Origin of the sequence: Pseudoalteromonas sp. SR45-5, from assembly GCF_014163565.1 — a bacterium.
In the GTDB taxonomy this organism is placed as follows: domain Bacteria; phylum Pseudomonadota; class Gammaproteobacteria; order Enterobacterales; family Alteromonadaceae; genus Pseudoalteromonas; species Pseudoalteromonas distincta.
Map to the genome: position 1 here is coordinate 1 of NZ_JACJDN010000511.1, position 2,933 is coordinate 2,933.

The following is a 2,933-nucleotide window of genomic DNA, read 5'->3' on the forward strand; positions in this document are numbered from 1 at the left end:
AGTAATATGACGATAGAACGCTTACAAACAGGTGCGCGCATGAGCCGCATAGTAAAACACAACGGCACTGTTTATTTATGTGGGCAGGTATGCGCCGACGCGCAAAAAGGTATTAAAGAGCAAACTCAAACTATGCTTGATAAAGTTGAGGCGCTGCTTGATGAAGCAGGGAGTTCAAAAGAACATATGCTTAGCGCGACTATTTATGTAAAGAGCATGGAATACTTTGCTGATATGAATGCAGTATGGGATGCATGGGTACCCGAGGGTTATGCACCAGCACGTGCCTGTGTGGAAGCTAAAATGGCACGTGAAGCACTACTTGTTGAAATTTCAGTAGTTGCAGCTTTAAAAGAATAATAGCTTTAATGAATCGCTCCCCCGTTGTACTTATCACAGGCTCTAGCCGAGGTATTGGCGCAGCTACCGCACTATATTTTGCAAAGCATGGTTATGATGTTTGCATTAATTATAAAGCTGATTTAGCTAGTGCGAAGCTAGTAGCCGATCAAGTAAGAAGCTTTGGCGTTAGAGCTCAAGTTATAAAAGCAGATGTATCGAAAGAGGCAGATGTTTTGGCGTTGTTTGATTTTATTGATAAAGAATTTAGCCAACTTGATGTACTAATAAATAACGCCGGTATTTTAAAACCACAAATGCCCTTGTTAGAAATGAGTGCTAAGCGCATAAACGAAGTTTTGACTACAAATATTACCAGTGCTTTTTTATGTAGCCGAGAGGCAATAAAGCGAATGGGAAATGGCGGTAGTATTGTTAATGTTTCATCGGGGGCCGCTAAAACGGGCTCTCCTAATGAGTACATTGATTATGCAGCATCTAAAGGTGCAATGGACACATTTACTATTGGCTTGGCAAAAGAGGTGGCAAGTAAAGGTATTCGAGTTAACTCGGTTAGACCAGGGCTTATTTACACTGATATGCATAGCGATGGCGGTGAAAAAAATCGAGTCGATCGTCTTAAAAGTAAATTACCCCTTGGCAGAGGCGGTACACCCGGGGAAGTTGCTGCAGCAATTTACTTTTTAGCTTCAGAGCACGCTTCTTTTACAACGGGTAGCTTTGTTGATGTAGCCGGCGGTTTGTAAGCTAAAGTAATAAAGCTAGCCAAAACGTAAAGCTAATAACACTTAAGATAGTAGAAAGTACGACAGCCCCAGCAAGAGTAGCTTCATGCTGCTTTATTTGAGTCGCAATAAGATAAGCATTTACGCCAACAGGGGACGCACTTAAAAGTACCAATACATTAAGTATTTGCGTGTCTAGCTTAAATACATAGGTGCCTACCAATAAAACTAGCGCAGGCAATAAAAATATTTTTAAAATTGATGCTATTAACGCCGGTTGCCAATTTGCAGCTATTTTATAAAAAGCTAAATTAGCACCAAGTACAAATAGCGCACAGGCAATTGCTGGTTTAGCTAATAGCTCCAAACTATTTGCTAAGTCGGTAAACAGTGTAACTCCTAATATGTTTAATATAAGCCCGCACCCAATACTCAGTACAATAGGATTTAGTACCATACTTTTTCCAAAGTGCGACCACGAAAATTTATCGCTGCTACTTTTAGCGCCTATTAAAAATGTAAGTGCAAATAACAATGTGCTATGAAAAGTAATGATCATAAATGCAATGGCTATCATTTCTTTGCCAAGCGAGGCAATAACAATAGGAATACCCACTAACACCATATTTGAATAGCTAGAAGCAAGTCCAAATACACCGTGTTGTTGGTAGTTTTTTAAATGTTTTTTACTTAAATAAAAGCGATCAATTAATATACCCACCCCAAATACACTCAAAACAGGTATGTAAAAGCTCAAAAATGCAAAAAGGCTAATACTTTGCTGTAAGTTAATTTGCGACATATTTAATAATAAAAAAGCAGGCAAACTAATATAAAAAGTAAACTTACTCAGGCCTGCGATATGCTGCTTGTCGAAAAATTTTAATCGGCAGCAGCTATAACCCAGCGCAACAATAAAAATGAGCGGAAAAATAATTGAAAAAATATGCACGTAGTTACATCCTAGTAATGGCTAAAGTTAGCGTCTAAATTCATCACTTTGCGGTAAATTAATTAAAATAAGTACAGCGCCTCTTCCACCATATTCGAGAGGGGCTTGGTGCATCGCTATTACGTCAGGGTGCTGTACTAAGTACTGAGGCACTTTGTGCTTTAGTACGCCGCCACCAATACCGTGCACTACACATGCACAATAATAATGCTGCTTTTTACATTCGTGAATGAGTCCAGCGAGTTCGTCTTTAGCAAGTTCTTTATTTAAGCCATGTAAATCTAGCGTCAAATCGGGTGCAAAGTCACCACGGCGAAGCTGTTTAGCTAGGAAAGTATCTTGGCCAGGTTTTACATATTTAACCGTGCCGTGGGTGTCTATATCGGGAATATAAACGTCTGAGAAGAAAAATTCAGATTGAGCCTGCTTTTTTTGCTGGGCAAATTGCTTAGCTTGTGACACCTTAGGCTTTGTATCAAAACGATGAGTATCTTGTTTAAATACTTTGGCGCCTGTGATCGTTTGACGAAATAAGCTTATGTCGTCATTGCTTAGGGACGAATGTGATGGAGTGTCTTTTTTCATAACTATTACCTAAACAAAAAAACGTAAAAACGCAGCGCAAAAGGCGGTACAATACTTAAATGAGGGGCAATTGTAATTTGCCCAGCGCAGATAGGCAATGCAATCGTCTTAAAGACTCAAAACAGTCATTAAGCTAATACAGGTAAAAATATATGAGCGATTTACAAATAGAAGAAGCAACACTCGAAGAAGCCGTTGCAGAACTGTCAACTTTACATGACTGGTTACGTTGGACTACAAGCCAATTTGCAAGTAGTAGTATATTTTTTGGACACGGTACAGATAACGCATGGGATGAAGCTGTAAGCTTA

The 2,933-nt window shown here is 39.2% G+C and carries 4 protein-coding genes and 1 pseudogene; 3 read left to right on the forward strand and 2 right to left on the reverse strand.

All coding sequences use genetic code 11. The features are described from left to right. Nucleotides 1-6: 6 nt before the first annotated feature. Nucleotides 7-360, forward strand: a complete 354-nt coding sequence (locus tag H5072_RS15845; RefSeq protein WP_165743672.1) for a RidA family protein — start codon at nt 7-9, stop codon at nt 358-360. A gap of 8 nt (nt 361-368) precedes the next feature. Next, nucleotides 369-1,106, forward strand: a complete 738-nt coding sequence (locus H5072_RS15850; protein WP_182694067.1) for an SDR family oxidoreductase — start codon at nt 369-371, stop codon at nt 1,104-1,106. Nucleotide 1,107: 1 nt separating this feature from the next. Here the strand turns inward: H5072_RS15850 and H5072_RS15855 are convergent, their stop codons facing one another. After that, nucleotides 1,108-2,037 carry an AEC family transporter gene (locus tag H5072_RS15855; protein WP_182694068.1) on the reverse strand — a complete coding sequence of 310 codons (930 nt, stop codon included), beginning with the start codon at nt 2,035-2,037 and terminating at the stop codon, nt 1,108-1,110. Between the two features lie 27 nt (nt 2,038-2,064). Then, a complete protein-coding gene (gene smrB / locus H5072_RS15860; protein WP_007377742.1) occupies nt 2,065-2,622 on the reverse strand; it encodes an endonuclease SmrB in 558 nt (185 codons plus the stop codon). 152 nt (nt 2,623-2,774) lie between these two features. On the opposite strand from smrB, the pseudogene H5072_RS15865 reads away from it, so the two are divergent. Then, a pseudogene (locus H5072_RS15865) lies at nt 2,775-2,933 on the forward strand (50S ribosomal protein L3 N(5)-glutamine methyltransferase); the annotation flags it as partial.

What these genes read in the sequence shown, in the direction of transcription:
- H5072_RS15850 (WP_182694067.1), top strand. Translation starts at nt 369, where the DNA reads ATGAATCGCTCCCCCGTTGTACTTATCACAGGCTCTAGCCGAGGTATT.
- H5072_RS15845 (WP_165743672.1), top strand. Translation starts at nt 7, where the DNA reads ATGACGATAGAACGCTTACAAACAGGTGCGCGCATGAGCCGCATAGTA.
- smrB (WP_007377742.1), bottom strand. Translation starts at nt 2,622, where the DNA reads ATGAAAAAAGACACTCCATCACATTCGTCCCTAAGCAATGACGACATA.